Source organism: Paenibacillus sp. FSL R7-0048, from assembly GCF_038004505.1.
Taxonomy (GTDB): Bacteria; Bacillota; Bacilli; order Paenibacillales; family Paenibacillaceae; genus Paenibacillus_AQ; species Paenibacillus_AQ odorifer.
In genome coordinates, this window is sequence record NZ_JBBORF010000001.1 from 633,678 (window position 1) to 656,705 (window position 23,028).

The following is a 23,028-nucleotide window of genomic DNA, read 5'->3' on the forward strand; positions in this document are numbered from 1 at the left end:
GAAGAAAGGCGATGATAGGATGTCTACACTAAAAGCACTGGCACTCGGAAGTTATTCGGAGGTTAAATATCACCCATTTGCGGGAGTAGACCGGGAGATTGAGCAGATCCTTGCCAATGACCTGCAGGTATTCTCCTCGGAGGATTATGGGCTGCTTAATAAAGAAACATTATCTGATTACAAGCTGGTAATCTCCTATACCGAATTCTCCGATGATAAAATACCGGCGGAACAAAGCAGCGCATTGCTCTCCTATGTGGCTAACGGTGGTGGATTACTAGTGGTACATAACGGAATCTCCTTACAGCGTAATCAGGAGCTAGGCGCTATGCTGGGAGCGCATTTCACTCATCATCCAGAATTCACTTCGCTCCAGATGTCCATACCGGCACGGGAGCATCCCATTATGCAGGGGATCGAAGAATTTGTGATCGATGATGAGCCTTATTATTTTGAGCAGCATCCCTATTTCGAAACAACTGTGCTTATGGAATATCCTCATGATGGGGCAATGAGGCAGGCGGCTTGGTGCCATGAATTTGGTCTAGGCCGGGTTGTTTATTTAATGCCTGGTCATCATTTGCCGTCATTTTCCGTAGAGCCCTTTCGCCAGATGATTCTTAGAGGTGGACTTTGGGCGGCAGGATTATTGTAGGATATAAGCGGATATACCTGTTGTAACATAAAACACGAGTCCAACTGCGGGTTAGCTGCGGTTGGATTTTTTTTGTTGACTCTAACATTGGTGTCAGGGTTTATACTGGTGTAGAACAATTCTCATGAACCCCGGGGAGAATGCTATGAAAATAGGTGAGCTTGCTAAACTGACGGGCGTAAGCGTCCGTTCACTTCGTTACTATGAGAGTCAAGGATTAATCTCGCCGATCCGTCAGGCCAACGGATATCGGGAGTATTCTTCACTTGCTGTAGAGACGGTAGAAACGATTAAACTATATTTGAACCTGGGTCTGTCGACAGAGCAGATCGCGGGCTTTCTACATTGTGTCTTGAAGAACAAAGAAGCTTTCTGCGCAGAAGTGATGCCACTATACCGCAGTAAATTGGAAGATATTGAACGTCAGCTTGTAGAGCTGAATCAGATCAAGAGGAATTTGGAAGAACGAATGGCATCTATTCTGCAGGAGCAGGATGAGAGCAAGTTGGGAACGTGTCCACTGGAGAACTTGGAATAGTACTGCTGGTGTTGAAAAATATGAGGAGGAATGGCAAATGTCTATTATAAATGCCGATAGTGAGGATTGGGTGCGGTCAGAAATACGTGGTGGAGGAACGGTACTGGTGGATTATGGTGCGCCATGGTGCCCCCCTTGTAAGGTGCTGCTGCCTGTTCTGGAAGATCTTCACCAGGAATATGGAGACGATGTTTCTATTGTTAAGGTGAATTGTGATGAACTGCCGGATTTGGCTGGAGAAGCGGGTGTTATGGGGATGCCTACAGTCATTGTATATAAAGAGGGGCAGCCCGTGGAAAAGCTGGTCGGTCTGCGTCCGAAAGCAGCCTACCAAGGCATACTGAACAAGGTTCTTCAAGCATAAGGCGATAATTTTAAAGATGAAATTAGGGAGACTCCATATTGTGGGGTCTTTTTTGCGTGCATGATTTACCCATCTTCGGTAAAAAATACGAACACAGTTATAAAGGAGGTGATGAGGGTGTGGAATATTATTCTAGAGATAATTCCTAAATGGAGTGTGATTTTCCAAGCTATTATGATCTTTTTCGTTCCGTTTATTCTAATCCGGATGATGAGTTGGGCTAATGTAAAGGAAGATACGATAAGTACTAGAGCAAAAAAAGCTGCCGGCAGCATAGGTGGTGGGGTTCCTTACGGAGAAGCATCTCTAGGTTCTAGCAATACGAAAAAGGTTACTAAGGCGGACGATTCCGTTGGAATCAGTGAAGAATCTCCTACAGGAGCAAGCTATAGCGGTCAATTTCGGGAGGATTTGCAAAGATTTAAAGAGATGAGCACAGATATGCATGATGTGAGTTTTCGGGAGTTGCGTATCGGAGGTATAAAGCTGCAAGCGGCCCTTATATTTGTAGATGGACTGACAGATAAAGATAAAATGGATCGGAATATTCTGAAGCCTTTAATGGATGCCTATAAGGTTTTTAAGGATCCCCATACGATACCGGAAGCAAAGGATCTAAAAGATATTCTCATTCATGAGATCGTGCTTATTTCGGAAGTTGAGTTTACGGATAATGTGAAGCTCTCCCTTCAAAAGGTATTGTTCGGCTCTGTAGTGCTGTTAGTAGAAGGGATACCGGAGGCTATTGTGCTCAGCACCCCGAAGGGGAACACAAGAGGGATAGAGGAGCCTGAATCAGAAGCTGTCTTGCGGGGATCTCGAAGCGGATTTAATGAGACGTTAAGTGATAACACGGCATTACTGCGCCGACATGGGCAGAGCACAGAGCTAGCCATGATTTCTTTTACTGTAGGAAAGAGGATGAAGAAGGATCTGGTTCTAACTTATATCAAAGATATCGCGAATGATGAACTTGTCGAAGAAGTCAAACGAAGAATTAGGACGATTGATATAGATGATGTGCAAGAATCTGGTTATGTGGAGCAATTAATCGAAGATAATAGCTTCACGCCATTCCAGCAGATTCAGAATACGGAAAGACCTGACCGCGTAATGGCAGCGTTATTGGAAGGGAGAGTAGCTATCCTGCTGGATGGCACACCCTTTGCCTTGATCATGCCCGTGTCCTTCGGGATGCTGTTGCAATCCCCAGAGGATTATTACGATCGGTGGATGGTGGGGTCGTTGGTGCGCTTACTGCGTTTTCTCGCCGCATTGATATCAATGTTTGCACCGGCACTATATATTTCCTTCCTCTCCTTTCAGCCGGGATTGATTCCGACAAAGTTGGCCATTTCAATCATCAGCTCCCGCCAAGGTGTACCTTTTTCGGTATTAATCGAAGCTTTGATCATGGAGACCTCAATCGAAATATTACGGGAGGCTGGACTCCGGCTGCCTAAACCTATCGGTCCCGCGATGGGGATTGTTGGCGGTCTAATCATCGGCCAAGCCGCGGTAGAAGCGGGAATTGTGAGTCCAATTCTAGTCATCGTTGTTTCAGTTACAGCAATCTCCTCCTTCACCATCCCTATGTATAGTGCGGGAATGACGCTGCGTATGCTCCGTTTTATAGCGATGTTTTCTGCAGCAGTCTTTGGATTATATGGAGTTGTGTTATTTTTCCTTTTCCTGAGTGCCCATTTAATCAAGCTAAAAAGCTTCGGCATGCCTTATCTTGGCATGTTTATACCGTATAAGATTAAGGATTGGAAAGATTTTATATTCCGTATGCCACTGCAATTTCTAACAGGCCGCCCTACGCTGTTGAAGCCGAAGGACCCCCGACGCAAAGGGTGAGAGATCGAAGTAAAGGAGGAAGCGAATATGAGTACCGAGGTGAAGGACCGAATTACTGCTGTTCAAGCGACGATCATACTAGCCAATTATACTATAGCGGCAGGGATACTTACACTTCCTCGGACGATTGTAGAGGCTAGTGAAACTCCAGACGTGTGGATCTCCGTTTTTTTAGGGGGAGTAATTACCTTTTTAACAGGTTTAATTATAGTGAAACTTAGCCAACGGTTTCCAGGTCAAACTATTTTTCAATTTAGCGGGAAAATCATTGGCAAGCCACTTGGAGTGATGCTCTCTATATTAGTGATTGTTTATTTTCTGTGTATAGCCAGTTTTGAAGCACGTTCCGTACAGGAAGTGACCTCTTTTTTTCTGTTGGAGGGAACCCCTCCTTGGGCTATTGTTGCTGTGTTTATTTGGATAGCCTTCTATTTATGCAGAGGAGGACTTAATGCTATCACTAGCATGTGTAGGTTGATTGTTCCGATTACTTGGACAGTTTTTGTTGGAGTATGCTTGCTTAGTATTGAAGTTTTCGATATCGATAATTTGCGGCCTTTCCTTGGAGATGGTTTAGGACCGGTATGGAAGGGCATCAGGCCAACCATTCTGACTTTTACTGCTGGTGAAGCGATGCTGTTCGTTGTTGCTTTTATGGATAAGCCACAAAAAGCAGTAAAGGTAATTATTGCTGGATCATGTATATCAACGTTCTTTTATCTTTTAGCTGTTGTAATGACTATTGGTGCGTTTTCTATAGATGGAGTGGTCACAAGAACTTGGCCATTTCTTGATCTAGTGAGAAGCTTTGAGGTGAATTATCTTATTTTTGAGAGGTTTGAATCGCTGCTACTGGTAATTTGGATTATGCAAATTTTCTGCACCTTCTGCATCACTATTTATGCTGCTGCTTTGGGAGTTTCTCAAATATTTCATAAACGATTTAATAGCTGCTTATTGGCTATACTTCCAGTAGCCTATGTAGTTTCCAGAATGCCACCAAATGTGAATGCTCTATTTGCATTAGGAACAGTCGTAGGTAATTGGATGATCGTTTTATTTGGATTAATTCCATTGCCGCTGTTGATCATCGCACATTTCCGGAGGGCGGCTTCATGAAAAAATGGAGAGTGTCGATTATATTTCTTATAGTATGTATTCTGTTGACCGGTTGCTGGAGCAGTACACCAGTTGAGGAGTTAAGTATGGAGATTGGCGTTGCCCTAGACAGTGCGGAGGAGACAGGGGATGAGGAGGCAACACAGCAAGGAGGCGGGGGAAATCCCATGCCTGCCCAAATAATGAGTACCTATCAGTTTACGATTCCTCAAGGCTCAGGAGGGTCAGGTATGAAGTCTGGGGCTTCCCCATCCTCAACCAGAAATTACTATAACATGAGTGAAGTAAGTGATTCTATGTTTGAAGCATTACGGGCACTTTCACTGCGTACTAGACGTACTCCAATCGGACATCACCTTAAGGTCATTGTGATCGGTGAGAAGCTTGCACGCTCTACCAAGTTTTCTGAGTTAATTGATTTCTTTAGCAGGGATAACGATATCCGTCCCAGTGTTCTACTATATGTCAGCAAGGGAAAAGCCAGAGATGTATTGGAAAATGCGCTGCCGGGCCAAACCCCGTCATTTGTATTAGAGGGGATTTTTGTGAATAGAAGTCGGAGCACGAGGATATGGGAGCCGGTTTCAATAGCTAAAGTGGCGGGTCCTTTGCATGGTAAAAGAAGTTTCATGTTGCAGAATGTAATTTCTTTAGAAAAAGAGAAGGAGACAAAGCTGGATGGAGCAGGCGTAATTAAAGGGAAAACGGGAAAGCTCGTTGGTTTTTTAGATGCATCGGAGCTGGAAGGTATGGTTTGGCTGACTGGAAAGGGAGAGGGGGGTGCTCTCAAAGCATACGACCCGTCTAACAATAAGCTCATTACCTATGAAATCAAATCTCTGGGTAGTAAGTATAAAGCTAATGTGAAGGATGGGAAGATCTCTTTTCATGTGAAAATAGAATCTACGGGGAGATATGGTGAGGCTTTTGCCAAGAGTGCAAAGAAGTTACATGACGGCATTGTAAAGGAGGATAAAGCAGTGCTAGAGAAGCATGTCTTAGACATGCTTCAGGTCACTGTGAAAAAAATGCAGAAGGAGCTGCATACAGAGGTTGCAGGTTTCGGCAACGCTTTACGTATTCAACATCCAGCCGTATGGCGGAGCGTAGAGGATAACTGGGATGAAACCTTTAGTGAGATTCCGATTACCTATGAAGTGAAACTAAATATTGAAGAGTATGGTGCATCAGATACATCGGCTGAATAGAAAGGACCATTTGCAATTTACTTCGTTTGTGTCTGGATAGGAATGACATCATTATGATGCAGTGCATCGAGCACTTCATCCTTTAATTGCGACGTGAAGGCATTCCATGCTTTTTTACCGATGTCCAGCTCTTCACGTCCAATAGCATTCAGTGTTTCCAGCCATAGACGTTTGTCGTTAATCAGCCCAAGTTGATCTTGAATCTCCTTATAGATCTCCTCATGCGCATGAAATTTCTGATTTAACGCAAAATCGGCCGCACTCGCGGTATAACGAAGTTCCTTAGCAGCGATTCTTAGCTGGTGCAAAGCGTCGAAGGCTTCTTTAGATTCGGCATTGTCTTCATGGAAAATAGCTTTACAGGTTTTTTTCTTCTGCTCATAAGCGATCTCAAGCTCACGCATAACAACGTTAACATTCTTTTTGGCGGCTAGGGCTTCAAGCTGCTCGCTTAGGAAGGTCTTCCACTTTTCCTCGAGGTCTTCATTGATTAGTTCAGGCAGCTCCTTAGCGAGCTTCTTGCGGTAAGTTTTGCGCTTGTCCTTTTGGTAAGCAATCACTGCCTTTAACAGGTCTGCAGTTTTGGAATCTCCGTTCTCCTTCGCTTGCTTGCGCTTGTTCTTGAAAGATTCTATTAGAACATCTGCATCTCTCACTTTACCTAATCTCTTTTGCGCTTTTTTGAAAATAGGGTACAGGCCTGAAGTGTGCCGCGGATCAAGAATGGATAATAGACTTAGCAGCTTACGGCAGTTCACTCTTGCCTGGTGGATATCTTCATCCGCGAATTTATTTAATGCGTCATGGCTGTAATCCCAAAAGTTGATATAAAGGTGGTTAAGGGCTTGTTCCCATTGCTTTGTTTTGGTTAGCTGTCGTTCTTTGGTCAGCTTGTCTCCTGTCATGCAGCATCACTCCTTAACGTTTGGGATAGCATGAATTTAGGTCTTCCCCTATTATGCTCTGGGGCAAGTCCATTTACTATAAGAATAGCGTTATCATAACCTCATTTCAATTCTCTACTCACAGCATGGAGACAGATCGGTTACAATATTACTATCAGTATTTATACGGATAGGCTTGGATCTTTAGCTGGTAGAGAATAGCAGGTCTCGTGGCTCATATTCGGGAAAGAGGGGCTTTGGTGGATACTCGTGAGTATGATTCAATATTTAGTAAACTTCCTTCAGAAATGGGGCTCTTTCAACATCTGAGTGCAAGGGATGAGAGCAAAGGTACAGAAGCAGGGAGCTTAGAGGATATGCTGGTCCCATTCGCTTTTGAGGAAACCTTATGCCGGGATGTTGGAGCGGGACTTATACCTCCTAGCTTACATCTGTGGAGTCATTCTGGTGGTGTGGCACTTGGACTTCGGGACAGTAAGCTACCGTGTGCAGCTCAGGCGATGCTTACGCTTGAGGCGCAAGGGATTAGAACAGCGGTTAGGCATTCCGGCGGGGCTGCGGTGCCTCTGGATGCAGGGATCATTAATGTTTCTCTAGTTCTGCCCAAAGGACGTGGAAAGCTGGACTTTCATGATGACTTTAAGCTCTTGGCTGCTTTGATCACGGAAGCGGTTGCTATAAGTCATCCACAGGCTGCGGCGCAAATTGAGGCTGGTGAGATTGTTGGTTCTTACTGCCCTGGTGATTTCGATCTGGCCATTGGTGGCCGGAAGTTTTGTGGTATTGCTCAGCGTAGGCAGAACAATGCCTATTTTGTACATGCATTTGTTGTAGTTTCTGGCTCGGGACAAGAACGCGGTGAACAAATTCGTAATTTCTATGCGCAAGCCTCCGGAGGAGACTCCTCACTATCATATCCACAGGTTCGTCCAGAGACGATTGCTGGACTGGGTGAACTCGGTGGACCTGAAGTGGCGAAAGTGTTTGGGGAGGGGATTATTCAGGCTTTAATTCGTCGTGGAGTCTCTCTTAGAGCATCCCGCATTTTGCAGCAAGAGACAGGATACAGCTTGGACTATGATGATCCACGTGTGCTCGATGCAACGCGGGTGCTGCGCGAGCGGTATTCCTAAGGGCTGAGCATGGGTTGGAGTCTGTTAAAAAAGGACGTAACGGAAAGCTGGATAATGCCAGCCTACGTAACGTCTTTTTTAATATTCAACAATGACGCTCTTTTAATTATACAACTCAGGACGTCTGTCCGAAAAAATCGGAATTTGTTTCCTAATCTCACGCACCTGATGTAAATCGATCTCTCCGGTTAGAATTTCTTCCTCTTCAGAAGCCTCACACACAATATCTCCCCAAGGATCAATAATCATTGAATGCCCAGCAAAGATATTGGCAGGATCGCTGCCTGCACGGTTGCAGGCTACAACAAAACATTGGTTCTGGATGGCCCGGCTGATCAACAGCGCCCGCCAGTGGGACAATCTGGGCAGTGGCCATTCAGCGCAGACGAACAGGATTTCCGCCCCTTGTGCGGTATGGGCGCGAACCCATTCCGGAAACCGGATATCATAACAGATTAGCCCTGCACATAACGTATCGTCTAATGTAAATAGTCCTTTGGCTTCTCCCGGCTGCAGATACAAATGTTCATCCATCAGCTGGAACAAATGCAGCTTGCTGTATTGTCCGACGAGCTCACCTGATCGATTAAATACATACATACGATTAGTTACACCAGTATCATTTCGGCTAGCGACAGAACCAGCGATGATATTGATGCTGTATTGTTTAGCCAAGCTGGAGATAAATGCCTTGGTAATTTCTCCTTCCGGATCGCCAATATCTTCTAAGCGAGTTAGATCATAACCAGTGGTCCATAGCTCAGGGAGAATCAGACAATCGGGGGCAGCGACAGCGGCTTCTTTTATTTTCTGGACAACAGCAGCATAATTCATAGCGGGATTGCCAAATGCTATATCCAGCTGAATCAGGGATATTCTCATAGGTATCCTCCTCTTTTGTTCAAGCGTATAGCACCGGATGAGGATAAGCAATGTTGATTTTTTAAAAATGATTTGATATATTAGTTGACGGGTCAATGATTATGCGTTAGTATAATTTCATACAAAACAATTGCATACAATTAAATATAGAAAGGAGGTATATTTTGACGGAGTACTGTCCTGAGGAAGAACATATATTTGAACTGCTGCAGGCCTTAAACAAAGGAATCTCTCCAAAATTCGAACGTTGTGCAGGGATCAGTCCCACACGGCTTCGCCTCCTGCATGAACTGTTTCGGGTAGATGAAGTCAGCCAAATCAGTCTGCAAAAGGAAATGGATATTGATGCGGCAGCCGTCACACGTCATCTGAAGGGATTGGAAGAGAGTGGCATGATCGCTCGCCGCAATAACCCAGCCGATAACAGGGTCACATTGGTCTCATTAACCGATCAAGGTCGGGAAAGAATGGTTAAATATAGCGAAGAGAAAAGGCGGTTTATCGCTACTCTGCTAACAGGTTTTAACGATCAGGAGCGAGCAGTGCTCATTGATATGCTCAATCGTCTGCAATCTAATATCATTCTGTTGTAACTTACAAAACACACTCAAAGGAGAATTAATCATATGAACGCTACACAAACAAATGATTTTCAAGAAATTATTACAGGACGCCGCTCTATCCGCAAATATGATCCATCCGTTAAAATCAGCAAAGAAGAAATGACACAGATCCTTGCCGAAGCTACACTTGCTCCATCTTCAGTGAACATGCAGCCTTGGCGTTTTCTGGTCATTGAAAGTGACGAAGCTAAAGCTACTTTAGCGCCTCTCGCTCGTTTTAATAACGTACAAGTAGAGACTTCTGCGGCTATGATTGCCATCTTTGGTGATCTGAACAACTTCGATTACGCTGAAGAAATTTACGGTACGGCTGTTGAACGTGGACTTATGCCTGCTGAAGTAAAAGAAAATCAATTAACCAGATTATCCGCTCATTTCGCTAACCTGCCACGGGAAATTAACAGAGATACCGTGCTTATCGATGGCGCACTTGTTGCTATGCAGCTGATGCTGGTTGCTCGTGCACATGGTTACGATACAAACCCAATTGGTGGATTTGAAAAAGACCAAATCGCTGAAGCGTTTGGTATGGAAAAAGATCGTTATGTTCCTGTAATGCTACTCTCCATTGGTAAAGCTGTTGATGCAGGTTACCCCTCTGTTCGTCTGCCTATCGATAAAGTTGCTGAGTGGAAATAATTATAAAGTTAGTAAGCCAACGCGCTACCATAAACACTAATCTTAGGAGGAATATACAATGATCATTATTCATGCTGTACTTAAAGTTAATCCAGAGCGTCGCGAACAGTTTTTGACGGAGTCTAAAGCATTACTGGCTGCTACTCATGCTGAAGAGGGTAACCTTTCTTATGAGCTATATGAGAATGCTGGAGAAGCCAACTCATTTATTATGATTGAGCAATGGCGTGATGCTGATGCAGTATCCAGCCACAATACGAGCGCTCATTTCACTGCTTTCTCAGCTAAAGCTGGCGAATTCTTGGCTGCTCCTCTAGATGTTAAAGTATTTAGCGCAGAACAGGTAAAATAAGCTGTCTCCATTCTTAGCGAATTTTATTTAATCCTAAACAGGGATGATCCATAGCCATAAAGGCTGTGGGGCATCCCTATTTTGCATTTCACCCCGTTTATAAAAAGGAGATCTAGGGTATCTATCCTTACCTTGATTCAAAGGCATGCAATATAAACGATGGGGGACTTTACATATGAAGACACAGAGAAATATGATTGATTTCTTGAATTATTATCTATCCGGCGGATCGCTTGCCCGTATTATGGGTGTAGCAGGAGAAGAGGTGGAGCGTAAGCTTGAGGGGATAGACCTAGAGGCTGCCAGAGCCTATCGTCAGACGCTTGGCGGAGTCATTACGACAAGTCAGCAGCTATTCCAGCTTCCTGGATTTAGTCCAAGCTTACTGGAACAACTTACTGAAGTATTGGGCAGACTAGACTCAGGCAAGCTAAAGGTTCTGGCTCCGCAGACTACGTGGAATAATCAAGTAACACCTTACGTGAATGGTCCAGAGTGTCTAGGAATGATATTAGAGGAGATCAGAAAAGCGCAGCATTATATCCACCTGTCTGTCATGCTTTTTTTTAATGATCGTTCGGGGAATCTGGTTGCAGATGAACTGTTTTATGCTCTTAAGCGTGGCGTTAAGGTAAGGGTTATGGTCAATTACACATTGACGGCTTTGGGGTACGGAAATAATCTGGAGTACGGCCAGTTCTCCAAGATTGCTGATCAGCTTGAGAATGCAGGCGCCAAGCTGCTGAATACCTTCAATTCGTATTATTCAGCTATGGAATGGCGGGTGAAACGAAAGGCGCTGGAGCAAGAAGGAGTGCCGGAAAGTATCCTGTTTCTGCAGGATAAAGTGCAAGAGGATGTTGAGGTTACAGGAATGAATGTCATCGATCATCGGAAGTTTATGGTCATAGATGGGGTAACCTCGATTATAGGCAGTGTAAATATTGGTGACCAATATACGTATGAGACCCCAGTGCAGGCATCCTCTGCAATGAGTATAGATGGACATCCACAGGGGATTCCTAGTAAAGAGGCTGAGTGGCATGATGGTTGCTTCCGGATTCGCGGCGCTGCAGCGCAGCCTTTGAATGCGATGTTCTATTCTCGCTGGCTGCTTCTAGGCGGAGATCATTTTGATGTGAATGATGTCTTTTATTATCCGGATGTGGATTATCATTTTGGTGAGGAAGAATGTACGCTGTTAGCAAGCTTTCCAGGTAACCCGGTTAACCTGATTCAACAATATTATCTGGATTTAATTACTTACGCGGCTGAAGAGACTATCATCGTGAATCCTTATTTGATTGATCAGGATTTTTGGGATCGGCTCGGGCTGCTTGGCCCGGAATGCTCGTGTAATTTGAACATTTGTAACCCGCTGGAGGTTAATGATCATCCTACAAATCGCGCGGCGGTAAGAGGCAATATGTATATGCCGTTTATTAACGGTGTTTCCTTCTATGACTACAGTGCCACCGGTCGATTTTCCCATTGGAAAATTACCTATGATCATAGATCACAAGCCGTTTTTCATGGTTCATATAATATCAACGAAAGAAGTGCCTGCCACGATTTTGAGCTGGGAATGCTGGTAAAAGGGGAGGCCTTTGCAGAGCAGATAAAGTCTATGATCGATTATGACCTGAGTGTCTCGCGGAAGATTACCAGTAAAAGTGAGTTCTTTAAGCATCCTTGGTTACACCCTAGTACTTATCTGAATAAGGCAACCCAGAATTATACTTGATAAATTGGGCTAATTCTCATGATATAATGATCGTTATAAATCATTAGGATGGAGTATTGGCTATGCAAATCAAAATTACAAAAAGTGGTTTGAAAAAGGACGAGGTATTTTTTCTCACAGAATTTGGGGAGGGCCGGGGAATCTGGTGTGGTGCTCCTGTGAATCCAGGGGCAGAAATGGATGTGGAATTGGAGCTTTCGGAGCTGCTTATGAGGTGGGTGGATATCCATCCTGTGCCTGCAGGTGAGTTCAACATCAGGCTCGAACAGGATAGGGTTATTTTTACGGGCGTGTTGGAGAATATTGAAGAAGATGGCACAGGATTTTTACGAATAGGTGAAGGGTTAGTGATGTTCGAGTGTCTCGGTGAACCTATGGCACTGGGTGTGTTCGTAGAATTGCAGGTCCGTGATGTGCGAATCTATCCCTTCAGTATTTGACGCTTCTTAGGGACTAAGATAACATACAAAGATAACATTAGATTCAGAAAGTTAAGCATGAGGAGTAGAAAGCTATGAACACCGAAATTCAGCAATTTAAGACCGAATTCTTCAAGGCGCTGGCTCATCCGATGCGTATTCGTATTCTGGAGTTGCTTAGCGAAGGTGAGAAGAATGTGAATGAACTGCAGGCTATTCTCGGCTCGGAAGGTTCTGCTGTATCCCAGCAGCTAGCTGTTTTACGCGCCAAAAATGTAGTAACCAGTGTGAAAGAAGGCACCACAGTCATTTATGCCTTGCGTGATCCTCTGATCAAGGACCTTCTGGTCGTGGCCAAACAAATATTTGATAACCATCTCGTGAATACCATTTCATTGCTGGAAGGCATGCGCGGCGAGTGAAAATGGAATAGATTAACGTTATTTTGGCGTTGACAACAGTCGCGTCCTAGAGTAATGTTCTTCTTATATTCAAATAATCAGATATTTAAAGAAAAGAAGGTTTGAACATGACAGGGCGGGGTCGTTATAAAGGCTACAACATGAACGCTTTTCGCAAGGATTTGATATCAGGGACAATCGTCGGGGTTATTGCCATTCCTTTAGGGATGGCATTTGCTATTGCTTCTGGTGTAAAGCCGGAATATGGCATTTATACGACAATCGTTGCCGGCATATGTATTTCATTGTTCGGGGGATCGAAATTTCAGATTGGTGGACCGACAGGTGCATTTATTCCTATCTTGTTTGCCATTGGGATGCAGTATGGTTATGAGAACCTGCTGTTAGCGGGGATGATGGCGGGGGTTATTTTAGTCCTCATGGGATTGTTAAGGCTGGGTGTACTGATTAAATTTATTCCGAAGCCGGTCACGATTGGTTTCACAGCCGGAATAGCGGTTATTATCTTCACCGGACAGATTGCTAACTTCCTTGGGTTAAGGGATATTGAACGGCACGAGAGCTTTGTAGATAACATGAAAGAAATTGGACTTCATCTATCGACGATCAATGGATATAGTATCCTGACCGCCGCGATTTGTCTGGCCGTTGTTATCCTAGCGATTCGCTTCGCTCCGAAGGTGCCGGGTTCATTGGTCGGTCTTCTTTGTGCGACTGTCATAGCAGCGTTATTTTTTAGCGGTAAGGTGACTACGATTGGTTTGGCCTATGGGAATATCCCTAATACACTGCCAAGCTTCCGTTTTCCGACCATTACCTGGGAGCGGATTACACTGCTGATTCGTCCTGCCTTTATCATCGCGATGTTGGGTGCTATTGAATCCTTATTGTCAGCTGTCGTAGCTGATGGGATGACGGGCAGCCGCCATAACAGCAACCGTGAACTGATTGGTCAGGGAATCGCCAATATTGCAGCTCCATTGTTTGGAGGAATTCCAGCCACAGGTGCCATTGCCAGAACCGCCACAAATATCAAAAGCGGCGCAGTTTCTCCGATCTCAGGGATCGTTCATGGGGTAGTGGTATTCCTAATTCTTCTGTTGTTTGCACCCTATGCTTCTAGTATTCCGTTGGCAGCGATGGCTCCTATCTTGATGGTAGTGGCTTGGAATATGAGTGAGCGTAAACAATTTCTTCATTTGCTTAAAATCAAAACAGGTGATTCTTTGGTATTATTCATCACCTTCTTGTTGACGATATTTGCAGATTTAACGCTGGCCGTAGAGGTGGGATTGATTCTTGCGGTGATTTTGTTTGTGAAACGGATGGGAGAGGTTCATCTGGTATCCAAAGTATTGCCTGATCCTAATTCCGTCAAAGTAGGAGCACATATGGTAACGGAGAGTCATGATTGTCCGCAGATTGGGATTTATACCGTGGAAGGGCCGCTGTTTTTTGGCGCTGCGTATAGATTTGATGACACCATGCCGGGTTATGGCTCCGATCAGCCGAAAATTATATTAATGCGGATGGGAAAAGTGCCATTCATGGATACTACGGGTGAATCCAATCTGGCGGAGCTGGTGCGGCATCTCCATGCTGTTGGAGGGAAACTGATGATCTCCGGTGTTCAGCCGCAGCCGCTTGAGCTTCTTAAGAGAACCGGGCTATATGACAAAATAGGAGAGGCACAGTTCTATCATCATACCGGTGAAGCGATCAATGAAGCTCTTAGCAGTATTAATCACAATAAATGTATCGGATGCAGTCATGCGGCGTTTAGGGAGTGTACGGCATTATCCTGTCAGGAGGATGCAGGTGGACTACGAGGTCTGACAGGACGCAAGAAGCCAGCATTGCCTCTGAACTAATCAGCGGTACTTGAGCTTAATAAATAAAGTCGGCCTGGGCGCTATTCTTGCGTCTGGGCTTTTGTATTAAAATTGGACTTCGGAATTCTGAATTTGTACAATTGGGTATAAGTTTAATGTAATCAATATCGATAAGGAGAATATAAGCTCATGAAGGAATTGAATTATCCGAAGGTGTTTATGCTCTTGGCGGGATTGTCTGTCGCAACATTGGCGGTATATCGTGTAGTGTCACTTCAGATGGATTCGTTTTACGGTTTTTTAATTTGGAATTTGTTCTTAGCTTGGATTCCGTTTTTATTCTCCATGGCTGCTTATGAGCTAGACAAAAGGAAGATAGGCGGTTTATTACTTCTTCCTTTGGGGGTCGCGTGGCTGCTGTTCTTTCCCAACGCGCCTTATCTCATGACTGACCTGGTGCATTTAACGGTAAGAAAAAGTAGATATATCGTGGAGGGAGCCATTCAGAATCGCTACTGGTATGACTTGGTCACTCTTTTATTGTTCACCTGGAGTGGATGGTTGACCGGTTTTTTCTCATTATATCAGTTCCAGACGGTCATTTATCGTAAAAGCAACCTGCTGTGGTCATGGGTATTCGTGCTTGCGGCATGTATGCTCGGGGGATATGGTGTACTGCTTGGCCGAGTCTACAGACTCAATAGCTGGGACGTCCTGACGGACAGGCATCAGTTGTATCAACTTGTTCTGGATAGCCTGAATCTCCAGTCCGTATTTTTCAGCTTGTTCATTGCCTTTGTCCTGCTGGTCATTTACGCGACGATGTATTGTCTACTCAATGCTCTTGGCACCGGAGAAAGACGAAGAGTTACCAGAGGGTACTAATCGGCACACTCCGGCTCAAACTGGAATTGTTTCAGATCTACCACACCTTTTTCATTAAAACTAACTCCCTCTCCCTGTAGATAGAGCCTCTGGAGGGAGTTAGACTCATCCTCAGTTAGTGCGATCATTCCCTTAGCATTAATGACCCGATGCCAGGGCAGCTTATATTTTTTGCTCATGGAGTGAAGGATGCGAACGACCTGCCTCGCTCCTCTTGGGCTGCCTGCCGCGCGGGCAACTCCTCCGTAAGTCATCACTTTACCTTCTGGTATAGACTGTATGATATGAATAACTCTCTCAGTAAATGGTGTCATAGCAAGCTCAAGCTCCTATATCTTATTTTTATCCAATGCTCAACAGATAAATCAATTCTAAACGAAACGGGGGACGAACAGGAGGATTTTTTGAGAATAGCAAAAAAGGGGTTGCAAAGCAATAAATACGCGTGGTATATTTTAACTGTAAAAATAATCTAAACGTTTAACAACGTGATTGAAAGAGTTCCATAATAAGATAGGAGAAGGTGTAATGAGGAAAACCAGCATTAAAGACATAGCCGCAAAGGCTAATGTTTCGATTGCTACAGTCTCCTATGTGCTTAATGGTACCCGCAATGTACGTTCCGATACAAGGGAACGAGTTGTTGCAGCCATTGAGGAGTTGAATTATAAGCCGAATGCTATTGCGAAGAGTCTCAAACTCAACCGTACGAATACAATAGGTGTTATTGCAGAAGATGTGACGGTATTTAACACCCCCGATATTATCGATGGAATTAATGATTTTGGAGATCGTAATGATTTGCATATTTTACTGGTGAATCTTCGTTTGGACAAGCGTATCGGCCGTAACTTCTCGAATACGGAAGACTATCGAAAGTATGCCGCTAATGCGGTTGCCGAACTGCTCAGTAATCAAGTGGATGGGATTATTTATATCGGTGTTCATCCCCGTGATTTAACGGGTTTAATCGATACGGAAGGTAAGCCTATTGTGTATACCTACTCTTACACACAGGACGATATCTCTATCCAGTATAATGATGAGCAAGCTGCTTACCAAGCCATGTCCTACTTGGTTAACCAAGGACATAGCAGAATTGCTGTAATCAGTGGTTTGATGGATTCAATCCCTTCCAGATTAAGACTGAACGGTTATTACAAGGCCGTTACTGAATATCAATTACCGTTCGATCCACTGTTAATTAAGATGGGAGACTGGGAGAGGGAATCAGGGTATCGTCTTACCTCCGAGTTGCTCGCTTTGCCGGAGCCTCCAACCGCGATTCTTTCCATGAATGATGTAATGGTTGTAGGTATTTTGCAGGCGGCAGAGGAAAAAGGGTTTAAAATACCGGATGATCTGTCGGTTGTCGGTTTTGATAATCGTGAATTCAGTGATTACTTACGCCCGCGTATAACAACAATGGGACTTCCGCTACATGAGATGGGCTATCAAGCTATTGAGGTGTTGTTCAATTTAATCAAGGGGACGAAGATGGATTCACTGACCATGCCGGAGTGCCGGTTGATCGAACGTGATTCTGTGGCTACGTTAAAAAATGCTGTGAGACAAAAATAAGTTTCACAGCTCCTTTTTCCTCATAAATCTAAACGTTTAACTTAAAATATTGAAGAGGTGCTAGGCAATGACGATTCTAGGCAACGAAAATTTCAGGATGGAGTTAAGCGACCGCGGAGCACTTCAGTCTCTGATATTACAGGGCGACCCTAGTGAAATGAACTGGGTAGTTGATCCGTCTTATTTGGAAGAGGCAGGTTATGCGGATACAGATAAGCTATTCGGAGAATGGACAATAGAGCTAGACGGGAATATCATAAAAAGCACTGATCTGTTGCCCAATATCACGCTAGAAGGAAAACACCGTGTAATTGTGGATTTTGAAGGCGCGCCGATTGCAATCAGACTTACATATTCTTTGGAAGATGAGCGACTAAGATGGACTATTGAAGCTATGAACCGCTCAACACAGTCTGTAAGAATTAATGGACTTCATGTGTGGTTTTCGCTCGCTTATGTCATGTACAGAGATGAAAATGTGCAGCGCAATATGAGTCAGTCCTGTGCAGTATTCCCCCATCTTGGTGGAGATTTCGCTAAAATTGCTGCCATTCGACGGAGCAACGAAGCACCACATCTGGGTGTTTATGGTGTTCAGGGCAGAACAGTAACCGTAGGTACTTATTGTAGTTATAAGAATCGTTTTCTTGAGCAGGTTTCCCCTTCTTTGGATGGTCTGCTGTATCATCGGTTATCGTTGGTGGAGGACGGATCATCTATGACCGAATCTGCAGCTGCCGACTGGATATATGGTGGCGCTTACAGTCCGCTGGATCTTGACGCTGGAGAGACCTCCAGCTGGGAATACATATTCCATCCCTGTCAGAATCGAGATGATTTCTATAGACAGGGTATGGCCTATGGACATCCGCGCTGGAGCTATACGCCTGTATTAACCCGGGGAGGAAGGTTCGAAGCTGTTGTTGATCTGCCGCAGGGCCAGGCTCTACGTGAGCTGCGTTTGTATAGCACTTCAACGGCAACGGAGCTGATCCGCCAGGAGAATATTACGAACGAAGCTGTACGGTTGGAGTCAGGCAGCAGCTACACTATATCTTTACAGCGTTTGGAGCCGGGAGAACATAAGCTGGAGCTGGGGCTAGAAGATGGACGGACCGATATCCTGGTCTGGAATGTACTGGAGTCGATTGACCTGATTCTGGAAAAGAGAGCCGAGTGGTTGGTAAATAACAACTTTGGAGGGACAGGTGAGGCTGAGAGGCCATATGCCTTCCGTCCGCTATCGAATCAGGGAGAATCGCTGGGTAAGGTTGCTTTTCTTCTGATGAAGAATAGCATGGCCAAGGCTGTCCCCGAACAAGTAACTAAGGCCGAGATTGCCGCAGTATTGGATGTGAAGGAGCATTGGTTTGAAGGCGGAGATTTCAATCATCCGCGTCCCTTGTATGGAGAATTCTACCGCATTTATGATCTGGATTATATTGGGCATGTCTTTTATCTATTGTCACGAATGGATGGTTCATTACTTAAAATTCATTCTCCTAGAGAATATCTACAATGGGCTGCCGAAATCATGTGCCTTCGCCTAGACCCTGATCGGCATAGTGGGCAGCGTGAACAGGATGAGAGCCGTCTAAATGGTATATTTGTGCTCTATATTCTTGATTTATTAGAGGCACTGAAGCAGAGCGGTCTTTCAGAAGAGTATAAACGTCTACTTACCTTATGGGAGCAATTTGGCAGAAATCTGGAGACAGGGATACAGCAGTATGAGGGAGCTATAACGGAGCATTTTTACGATAATGCAGGATTTGGTCCTACCTGTGAAACATTGTGTCACCTTGGAAATAAAGAGGAGGCTCAGCGTTATGGGCAACTAATTCTGGCAAATATCGGATTCAGTAATGATTACAGAGTGCAGAATCCGGATCGCTGGTGGGAAGCTTTGTCGTATATGATTCATTCCCTTTGGGGTGGATTGGTAGCAGGTGCATCCCGGGTTGCCTATGAATTCCTTGGAGACCCTGAATATTTGGAAGCCGCTTACCGTTCTACGATGGCAGTATTCAATTGTTACGATTGGAATGTACGCTCTACTCCACGCCGTTTGTTGCCTGGAGAGGCAGCCTCTACATATAGTGTGGCAGCTCCTAACCTGAACATGCCAGAATTGTCGCGAAACCGTTTTGGGCAATCCGTATTTGTGGGGGCAAGTGATTCCTTGTTTGCTTCGCTGTTCTCGGGTGTGACAGGAGATGATTGGGATATGGGGGAGGAGCTAGTGGCCTATCTAATGGGCTTCGGGACAACCACATATTTGTACAGGGATCCACGCGGAAAGATGCGCTGTATTAACGGTTATATTGAAGAAGACTCGGAGGGCTGGATCGTAACAAGTTACGCTGCATATCCGTCAAGATATGTGCTGCTTGAGGATAAGCTCGAATATCGCACAACTGAGGGGATACTAGAGCCTCGCGTAAGACTGGCAGGCGGAGGAATATTCAGCCCTTGTCTGTAATCGCTAAGAATGACAAACCATGATGATTTTAGGCTAAAGCTTTAAATGCTTGGCTTGAAATAAATAGATATGAAAAAAAGGGAGGCAACAAACATGAAGTTTGGAAAACGTACTCTAGTTCTATCTTTAGCATCAATGATGGTTTTTTCCGCACTGGCAGGCTGTTCGGGCAATTCCAACAACGCGGCTCCAAAGGCATCTGAAGGGTCTGGAGCAGCCAACAAGGAAACTACGCCTGATAAAGATGTAACCTTGGAATTATTGTATTGGGGTGATGATGTACAGAAAAAGCTGGTAGAAGCGGCAGCAGAAAAATATACAGCCGACACCGGAGTGAAAATCAATGCACAAGTACTTCCAGCAGATGGCTCCTTTGATACATTTATTCAGACCCGGCTCGAATCCGGTGAACTTCCAGATATCAGTTATATGGGTGAAGGCGATATCCAAAAGTACAATGAAATGGGAATTATCGAAGATATCAGCGATTTATTAGCGGACGGAAGCATTCCTGAAAAACTATCAGCGATTACAATCCATTCACCTGAGCAAAAAGTGATTGGAGTCGGCCTATCCAACCAGTTGGAGCTGCTTTACTATAGCAAGTCCAAATTTGATGCAGCAGGTCTTGAATATCCACCCTCCAAAGTTGAAAATGCGTGGGATTGGGATACATTCGTGACAAACGCGAAAAAGCTAACGACAGATACTAAAGGAAAAACAGCGGCAGATGAAGGCTTTGATGCTGCTCTGACCGAGAACTACGGGCTTGGTATGACAGCGGGACGGGAGTTCCACCACTTCTGGGCAGCTTATGCCAACGGTGGCGGGATTGTTTCCCCGGATGGAAAGGAGTTTCAATGGGATTCTCCCAAAACGGTTGATGCCATCCAGAAGCTAGCTGATCTCGTTAACAAAGACAAGGTTGCATCCGCTTTCAATTACACTTGGAATTCTGGAATTGGTTCTGCGGTAGACGCTTTGAGTGGTGGTTATGCCATGGCAATCAGCGGATCTTGGGATCTAGCTAATATCAAAGGTAATGAAGATATCGGCGTTGGCGTTCTGCCTAAGATGGAAAAGGCAGTAACGATGAACTGTGGTGCTCCGCTTGTTGTGTACAATACATCGAAGCACATTGAGGAAGCCAAGAAATTCTATGCTTACATGGTCAACCCTGAGAACAGTCTGGAGCTGCTGAAGAGTGGTGCGTGGTTGCCGAACCAGGCAGATTGGTATACCGATCCTACCTTGGTTGAAAAGTGGACCTCCGATCTTCCTGAAAGCGCAAAAGAAACTATCCTTAGTTATTCCACAACGAAAGACGCTATCGCACAATGGCCTGCATATTACGTTCCTGCCTACCTCAAGATGAATACTGAATATGAGAAATCTATTGATCAGGCGTTGGCAGGTAAGAAAAGTGTTAAAGAAGTCTATGACGCGATCATGCCAGCGATCAAGCAGTTGTTCGAGAGCGGCAAGGTTTCCTAATTAGAGCTTATATTTGAAAAGAGGGCTATTGCTTATGAACCCAGAGAGCAAAACCGAAACGGCTGCGGTCTATGTTAAAAAGCATGCCAGAGGTGTCACCAAAGAGGCGGTGGCTGGATATTTGTTTGCAGCACCGGCCATTATTGGATTTTTGGTATTGACGCTTTATCCGATGTTGGCCAGTTTGTTTTACAGCTTTCATAAAATAACGATTATGAGCGGAAGCCAAGTTATGGAGTGGATTGGACTGGATAATTTCCGGTACATATTCACCAATACCAGCTCCGAATTCAAGAAATCCATAACGGTAACCTTGATTTATGCCTTCATTAACGTGGCGCTTGTAATCACCTTTTGTCTGATTGTTGCACTCTTATTGAACCGTAAATTTATCGGCAGAAACTTGATGCGGGCTATATTCTTTCTGCCGTCTGTAGTTCCGATGCTGGCGACAACAATTGTGTGGCAGATGCTTCTACAGAACCAAGCCAAGGGTGGATTGCTTAACTGGATTTTATTGCAGATAGGAATAGCCCCTGTTGATTTCCTGACAGATCCCATCCGTATTTTTGAGACATTGTTTATCATGAGCTTGTGGACCTGTGGTGGGACGATTGTTGTGTTCATCGCTACGCTGCAGGATGTTCCGGGAGAATTGCTGGAAGCTATCGAGATGGACGGGGGAAATGCTTGGCACAAGTTCCTCAAAGTAACCTATCCGACGATCAAGCCTGTCCTCTTTTTCCAATTGATTATGTGCATGATGACCTCTATCCAGATTTATACGCAAAGTGTGGTGTTGTCCAGAAATGGTGCACCCGATCGGATGACTTATTTTATCAACGTTATGATCTATGACCATTCATTTGTTCAGGTAGGGATGCGCGGTTTGGCGTCTGCTGAGGCATGGGTCGTCTTCCTAATCACTATGGCCATTACTGGTGTGCTGTTCTACTTCCAGGGCGCATTTAAAAGGGACGATTCGATGGGCAAAAGAAAGAAGGCGAGATAATGGCGGCTACCGCAATTATGAATTATACAAGTATCCAGAAAAAAAAGAAAAGAGCTAAAGCCATCAATACCGGGCTGATTCTGCTCTCCTGTCTGCTCGCAGTGGTGTTTGCTTTTCCGCTTTATTGGCTGCTGCGAGGTGCCTTCGTGAGCCATACAGAAATACTGGCGCGGCCGCCTGTGTTTTTCCCTGAGTCACTAAATGTCGATAATTTTCGGCTTGGGTTGGAACGTATTCAGTTCCTGCGGCAGCTCTGGAATTCAGTTTCGATTGTAGTTCCTTATGTGATCGGGACGGTGCTGACGACAAGCTTTGCTGGGTATGCCTTTGCTAAGCTGAACTTTCCGCTGCGCGGGATGTGGTTCGTGCTGGTCATCAGTACGATGATGCTGCCTAGTGCCGTAACCCTGCTGCCACAATATTCTCTGTACACTTCTTTGGGACTAGCTGGCAAACCTGCTCTTATTATTCCGGCCTTTTTCTGTGCAGGCGGCAACGCGTATTTTGTCTTTTTGCTCCGGCAATTTTTTATGACGATTCCGCTAGAACTCAGTGAAGCTGCCAAGATTGACGGTGCGGGTTACTTCCGTATCTACTCCCGCATCATGCTGCCGCTTATACGTCCCGCAATGATTGTTGTGGCGTTGTTCAGCTTTATCAACTGTTGGAATGAATTTTTCTACACCATGATTTATTTAAAGACTGAAGCAGATTATACGCTGCCTATGGGCTTGTATATTGTGAACGGGATGCGCATTCCGAACTATGAACAGGTCATGGCACTGGCGCTCGTCGTTACAGCTCCTTGTCTAGTATTTTTCTTGATCGGCAACAAATATTTTGTTGAGGGCATTACATTAACAGGAATCAAGGGATAAA

At 44.8% G+C, this 23,028-nt stretch carries 23 protein-coding genes; 20 read left to right on the plus strand and 3 right to left on the minus strand.

What is annotated here, in order from left to right; genetic code table 11:
- The first annotated feature begins 19 nt into the window (after positions 1-19).
- The 6 genes from NSQ91_RS02790 (at position 20) to NSQ91_RS02815 (ending at position 5,744) form a co-directional block, all read left to right on the plus strand.
- The gene (locus NSQ91_RS02790; protein WP_076185171.1) at positions 20-655 is read left to right on the plus strand and encodes a ThuA domain-containing protein; all 636 of its coding nucleotides are present in this window, start codon (positions 20-22) and stop codon (positions 653-655) included.
- A gap of 145 nt (positions 656-800) precedes the next feature.
- Positions 801-1,193: a MerR family transcriptional regulator gene (locus NSQ91_RS02795; protein WP_076185170.1), complete on the plus strand. Its 393-nt coding sequence runs from the start codon at positions 801-803 to the stop codon at positions 1,191-1,193.
- Positions 1,194-1,230: 37 nt separating this feature from the next.
- On the plus strand, positions 1,231-1,557 hold the full coding sequence (locus NSQ91_RS02800; protein WP_340916327.1) for a thioredoxin family protein: 327 nt from the start codon (positions 1,231-1,233) through the stop codon (positions 1,555-1,557).
- A gap of 111 nt (positions 1,558-1,668) precedes the next feature.
- The gene (locus NSQ91_RS02805; protein WP_143763881.1) at positions 1,669-3,417 is read left to right on the plus strand and encodes a spore germination protein; all 1,749 of its coding nucleotides are present in this window, start codon (positions 1,669-1,671) and stop codon (positions 3,415-3,417) included.
- A gap of 27 nt (positions 3,418-3,444) precedes the next feature.
- Complete coding sequence (locus NSQ91_RS02810; RefSeq protein ID WP_076179795.1) at positions 3,445-4,536, plus strand: GerAB/ArcD/ProY family transporter; 1,092 nt, start codon at positions 3,445-3,447, stop codon at positions 4,534-4,536.
- Positions 4,533-5,744, plus strand: coding sequence for a Ger(x)C family spore germination protein (locus NSQ91_RS02815; RefSeq protein ID WP_076304353.1), 1,212 nt, complete (start codon positions 4,533-4,535; stop codon positions 5,742-5,744). The genes NSQ91_RS02810 and NSQ91_RS02815 overlap by 4 nt, the downstream gene beginning before the upstream one ends.
- A gap of 17 nt (positions 5,745-5,761) precedes the next feature.
- Here NSQ91_RS02815 and NSQ91_RS02820 read toward each other — a convergent pair whose 3' ends face one another.
- Complete coding sequence (locus tag NSQ91_RS02820; RefSeq protein WP_076124450.1) at positions 5,762-6,649, minus strand: CHAD domain-containing protein; 888 nt, start codon at positions 6,647-6,649, stop codon at positions 5,762-5,764.
- 239 nt (positions 6,650-6,888) lie between these two features.
- Here NSQ91_RS02820 and NSQ91_RS02825 point away from each other — a divergent pair, with 239 nt between their 5' ends.
- The gene (locus tag NSQ91_RS02825; protein WP_081391852.1) at positions 6,889-7,782 is read left to right on the plus strand and encodes a lipoate--protein ligase family protein; all 894 of its coding nucleotides are present in this window, start codon (positions 6,889-6,891) and stop codon (positions 7,780-7,782) included.
- 102 nt (positions 7,783-7,884) lie between these two features.
- On the opposite strand, the gene NSQ91_RS02830 is transcribed toward NSQ91_RS02825, so the two are convergent.
- Positions 7,885-8,670 (minus strand): carbon-nitrogen family hydrolase, encoded by a 786-nt coding sequence (locus NSQ91_RS02830; protein WP_340921384.1) that lies wholly within the window; start codon positions 8,668-8,670, stop codon positions 7,885-7,887.
- Between the two features lie 158 nt (positions 8,671-8,828).
- Between NSQ91_RS02830 and NSQ91_RS02835 the strand changes: the two genes are divergently transcribed.
- From NSQ91_RS02835 to NSQ91_RS02870, 8 genes are all read left to right on the plus strand, one after another.
- Complete coding sequence (locus tag NSQ91_RS02835) at positions 8,829-9,257, plus strand: MarR family winged helix-turn-helix transcriptional regulator (RefSeq protein ID WP_076304354.1); 429 nt, start codon at positions 8,829-8,831, stop codon at positions 9,255-9,257.
- Positions 9,258-9,290: 33 nt separating this feature from the next.
- Complete coding sequence (locus NSQ91_RS02840; protein WP_076223389.1) at positions 9,291-9,926, plus strand: nitroreductase family protein; 636 nt, start codon at positions 9,291-9,293, stop codon at positions 9,924-9,926.
- Between the two features lie 58 nt (positions 9,927-9,984).
- Positions 9,985-10,278, plus strand: a complete 294-nt coding sequence (locus NSQ91_RS02845) for a putative quinol monooxygenase (protein WP_076124444.1) — start codon at positions 9,985-9,987, stop codon at positions 10,276-10,278.
- Between the two features lie 175 nt (positions 10,279-10,453).
- Positions 10,454-12,022: a phospholipase D-like domain-containing protein gene (locus tag NSQ91_RS02850; RefSeq protein WP_340916332.1), complete on the plus strand. Its 1,569-nt coding sequence runs from the start codon at positions 10,454-10,456 to the stop codon at positions 12,020-12,022.
- Between the two features lie 62 nt (positions 12,023-12,084).
- A complete protein-coding gene (locus NSQ91_RS02855) occupies positions 12,085-12,462 on the plus strand; it encodes a hypothetical protein (RefSeq protein WP_076279647.1) in 378 nt (125 codons plus the stop codon).
- Positions 12,463-12,536: 74 nt separating this feature from the next.
- Positions 12,537-12,863 carry an ArsR/SmtB family transcription factor gene (locus NSQ91_RS02860; RefSeq protein ID WP_036676741.1) on the plus strand — a complete coding sequence of 109 codons (327 nt, stop codon included), beginning with the start codon at positions 12,537-12,539 and terminating at the stop codon, positions 12,861-12,863.
- Positions 12,864-12,970: 107 nt separating this feature from the next.
- On the plus strand, positions 12,971-14,734 hold the full coding sequence (locus NSQ91_RS02865; protein WP_076185164.1) for a SulP family inorganic anion transporter: 1,764 nt from the start codon (positions 12,971-12,973) through the stop codon (positions 14,732-14,734).
- Between the two features lie 150 nt (positions 14,735-14,884).
- A complete protein-coding gene (locus NSQ91_RS02870) occupies positions 14,885-15,580 on the plus strand; it encodes a DUF1361 domain-containing protein (RefSeq protein WP_340916335.1) in 696 nt (231 codons plus the stop codon).
- Here NSQ91_RS02870 and NSQ91_RS02875 read toward each other — a convergent pair.
- Positions 15,577-15,894, minus strand: coding sequence for an MGMT family protein (locus NSQ91_RS02875; RefSeq protein WP_076124439.1), 318 nt, complete (start codon positions 15,892-15,894; stop codon positions 15,577-15,579). The genes NSQ91_RS02870 and NSQ91_RS02875 overlap by 4 nt on opposite strands.
- A gap of 214 nt (positions 15,895-16,108) precedes the next feature.
- On the opposite strand from NSQ91_RS02875, the gene NSQ91_RS02880 reads away from it, so the two are divergent.
- The 5 genes from NSQ91_RS02880 (at position 16,109) to NSQ91_RS02900 (ending at position 23,027) form a co-directional block, all read left to right on the plus strand.
- Entirely contained in the window at positions 16,109-17,161 is a 1,053-nt protein-coding gene (locus NSQ91_RS02880) for a LacI family DNA-binding transcriptional regulator (protein WP_076193723.1), read from the plus strand.
- 67 nt (positions 17,162-17,228) lie between these two features.
- Positions 17,229-19,643 (plus strand): hypothetical protein, encoded by a 2,415-nt coding sequence (locus NSQ91_RS02885; protein ID WP_076124436.1) that lies wholly within the window; start codon positions 17,229-17,231, stop codon positions 19,641-19,643.
- Between the two features lie 93 nt (positions 19,644-19,736).
- Positions 19,737-21,137 carry an extracellular solute-binding protein gene (locus NSQ91_RS02890; protein ID WP_076304356.1) on the plus strand — a complete coding sequence of 467 codons (1,401 nt, stop codon included), beginning with the start codon at positions 19,737-19,739 and terminating at the stop codon, positions 21,135-21,137.
- A gap of 34 nt (positions 21,138-21,171) precedes the next feature.
- Positions 21,172-22,149 carry a carbohydrate ABC transporter permease gene (locus tag NSQ91_RS02895; RefSeq protein ID WP_081383334.1) on the plus strand — a complete coding sequence of 326 codons (978 nt, stop codon included), beginning with the start codon at positions 21,172-21,174 and terminating at the stop codon, positions 22,147-22,149.
- A complete protein-coding gene (locus NSQ91_RS02900; RefSeq protein ID WP_081383335.1) occupies positions 22,149-23,027 on the plus strand; it encodes a carbohydrate ABC transporter permease in 879 nt (292 codons plus the stop codon). Before NSQ91_RS02895 ends, NSQ91_RS02900 begins: the two co-directional genes overlap by 1 nt.
- Position 23,028: the final 1 nt, after the last annotated feature.

Coding starts and splice junctions, on each gene's coding strand:
- NSQ91_RS02790 (WP_076185171.1), top strand. CDS start 20: ATGTCTACACTAAAAGCACTGGCACTCGGAAGTTATTCGGAGGTTAAA.
- NSQ91_RS02795 (WP_076185170.1), top strand. CDS start 801: ATGAAAATAGGTGAGCTTGCTAAACTGACGGGCGTAAGCGTCCGTTCA.
- NSQ91_RS02800 (WP_340916327.1), top strand. CDS start 1,231: ATGTCTATTATAAATGCCGATAGTGAGGATTGGGTGCGGTCAGAAATA.
- NSQ91_RS02805 (WP_143763881.1), top strand. CDS start 1,669: ATGAGGGTGTGGAATATTATTCTAGAGATAATTCCTAAATGGAGTGTG.
- NSQ91_RS02810 (WP_076179795.1), top strand. CDS start 3,445: ATGAGTACCGAGGTGAAGGACCGAATTACTGCTGTTCAAGCGACGATC.
- NSQ91_RS02815 (WP_076304353.1), top strand. CDS start 4,533: ATGAAAAAATGGAGAGTGTCGATTATATTTCTTATAGTATGTATTCTG.
- NSQ91_RS02820 (WP_076124450.1), bottom strand. CDS start 6,649: ATGACAGGAGACAAGCTGACCAAAGAACGACAGCTAACCAAAACAAAG.
- NSQ91_RS02840 (WP_076223389.1), top strand. CDS start 9,291: ATGAACGCTACACAAACAAATGATTTTCAAGAAATTATTACAGGACGC.
- NSQ91_RS02845 (WP_076124444.1), top strand. CDS start 9,985: ATGATCATTATTCATGCTGTACTTAAAGTTAATCCAGAGCGTCGCGAA.
- NSQ91_RS02850 (WP_340916332.1), top strand. CDS start 10,454: ATGAAGACACAGAGAAATATGATTGATTTCTTGAATTATTATCTATCC.
- NSQ91_RS02855 (WP_076279647.1), top strand. CDS start 12,085: ATGCAAATCAAAATTACAAAAAGTGGTTTGAAAAAGGACGAGGTATTT.
- NSQ91_RS02860 (WP_036676741.1), top strand. CDS start 12,537: ATGAACACCGAAATTCAGCAATTTAAGACCGAATTCTTCAAGGCGCTG.
- NSQ91_RS02865 (WP_076185164.1), top strand. CDS start 12,971: ATGACAGGGCGGGGTCGTTATAAAGGCTACAACATGAACGCTTTTCGC.
- NSQ91_RS02870 (WP_340916335.1), top strand. CDS start 14,885: ATGAAGGAATTGAATTATCCGAAGGTGTTTATGCTCTTGGCGGGATTG.
- NSQ91_RS02875 (WP_076124439.1), bottom strand. CDS start 15,894: ATGACACCATTTACTGAGAGAGTTATTCATATCATACAGTCTATACCA.
- NSQ91_RS02880 (WP_076193723.1), top strand. CDS start 16,109: ATGAGGAAAACCAGCATTAAAGACATAGCCGCAAAGGCTAATGTTTCG.
- NSQ91_RS02885 (WP_076124436.1), top strand. CDS start 17,229: ATGACGATTCTAGGCAACGAAAATTTCAGGATGGAGTTAAGCGACCGC.
- NSQ91_RS02890 (WP_076304356.1), top strand. CDS start 19,737: ATGAAGTTTGGAAAACGTACTCTAGTTCTATCTTTAGCATCAATGATG.
- NSQ91_RS02895 (WP_081383334.1), top strand. CDS start 21,172: ATGAACCCAGAGAGCAAAACCGAAACGGCTGCGGTCTATGTTAAAAAG.
- NSQ91_RS02900 (WP_081383335.1), top strand. CDS start 22,149: ATGGCGGCTACCGCAATTATGAATTATACAAGTATCCAGAAAAAAAAG.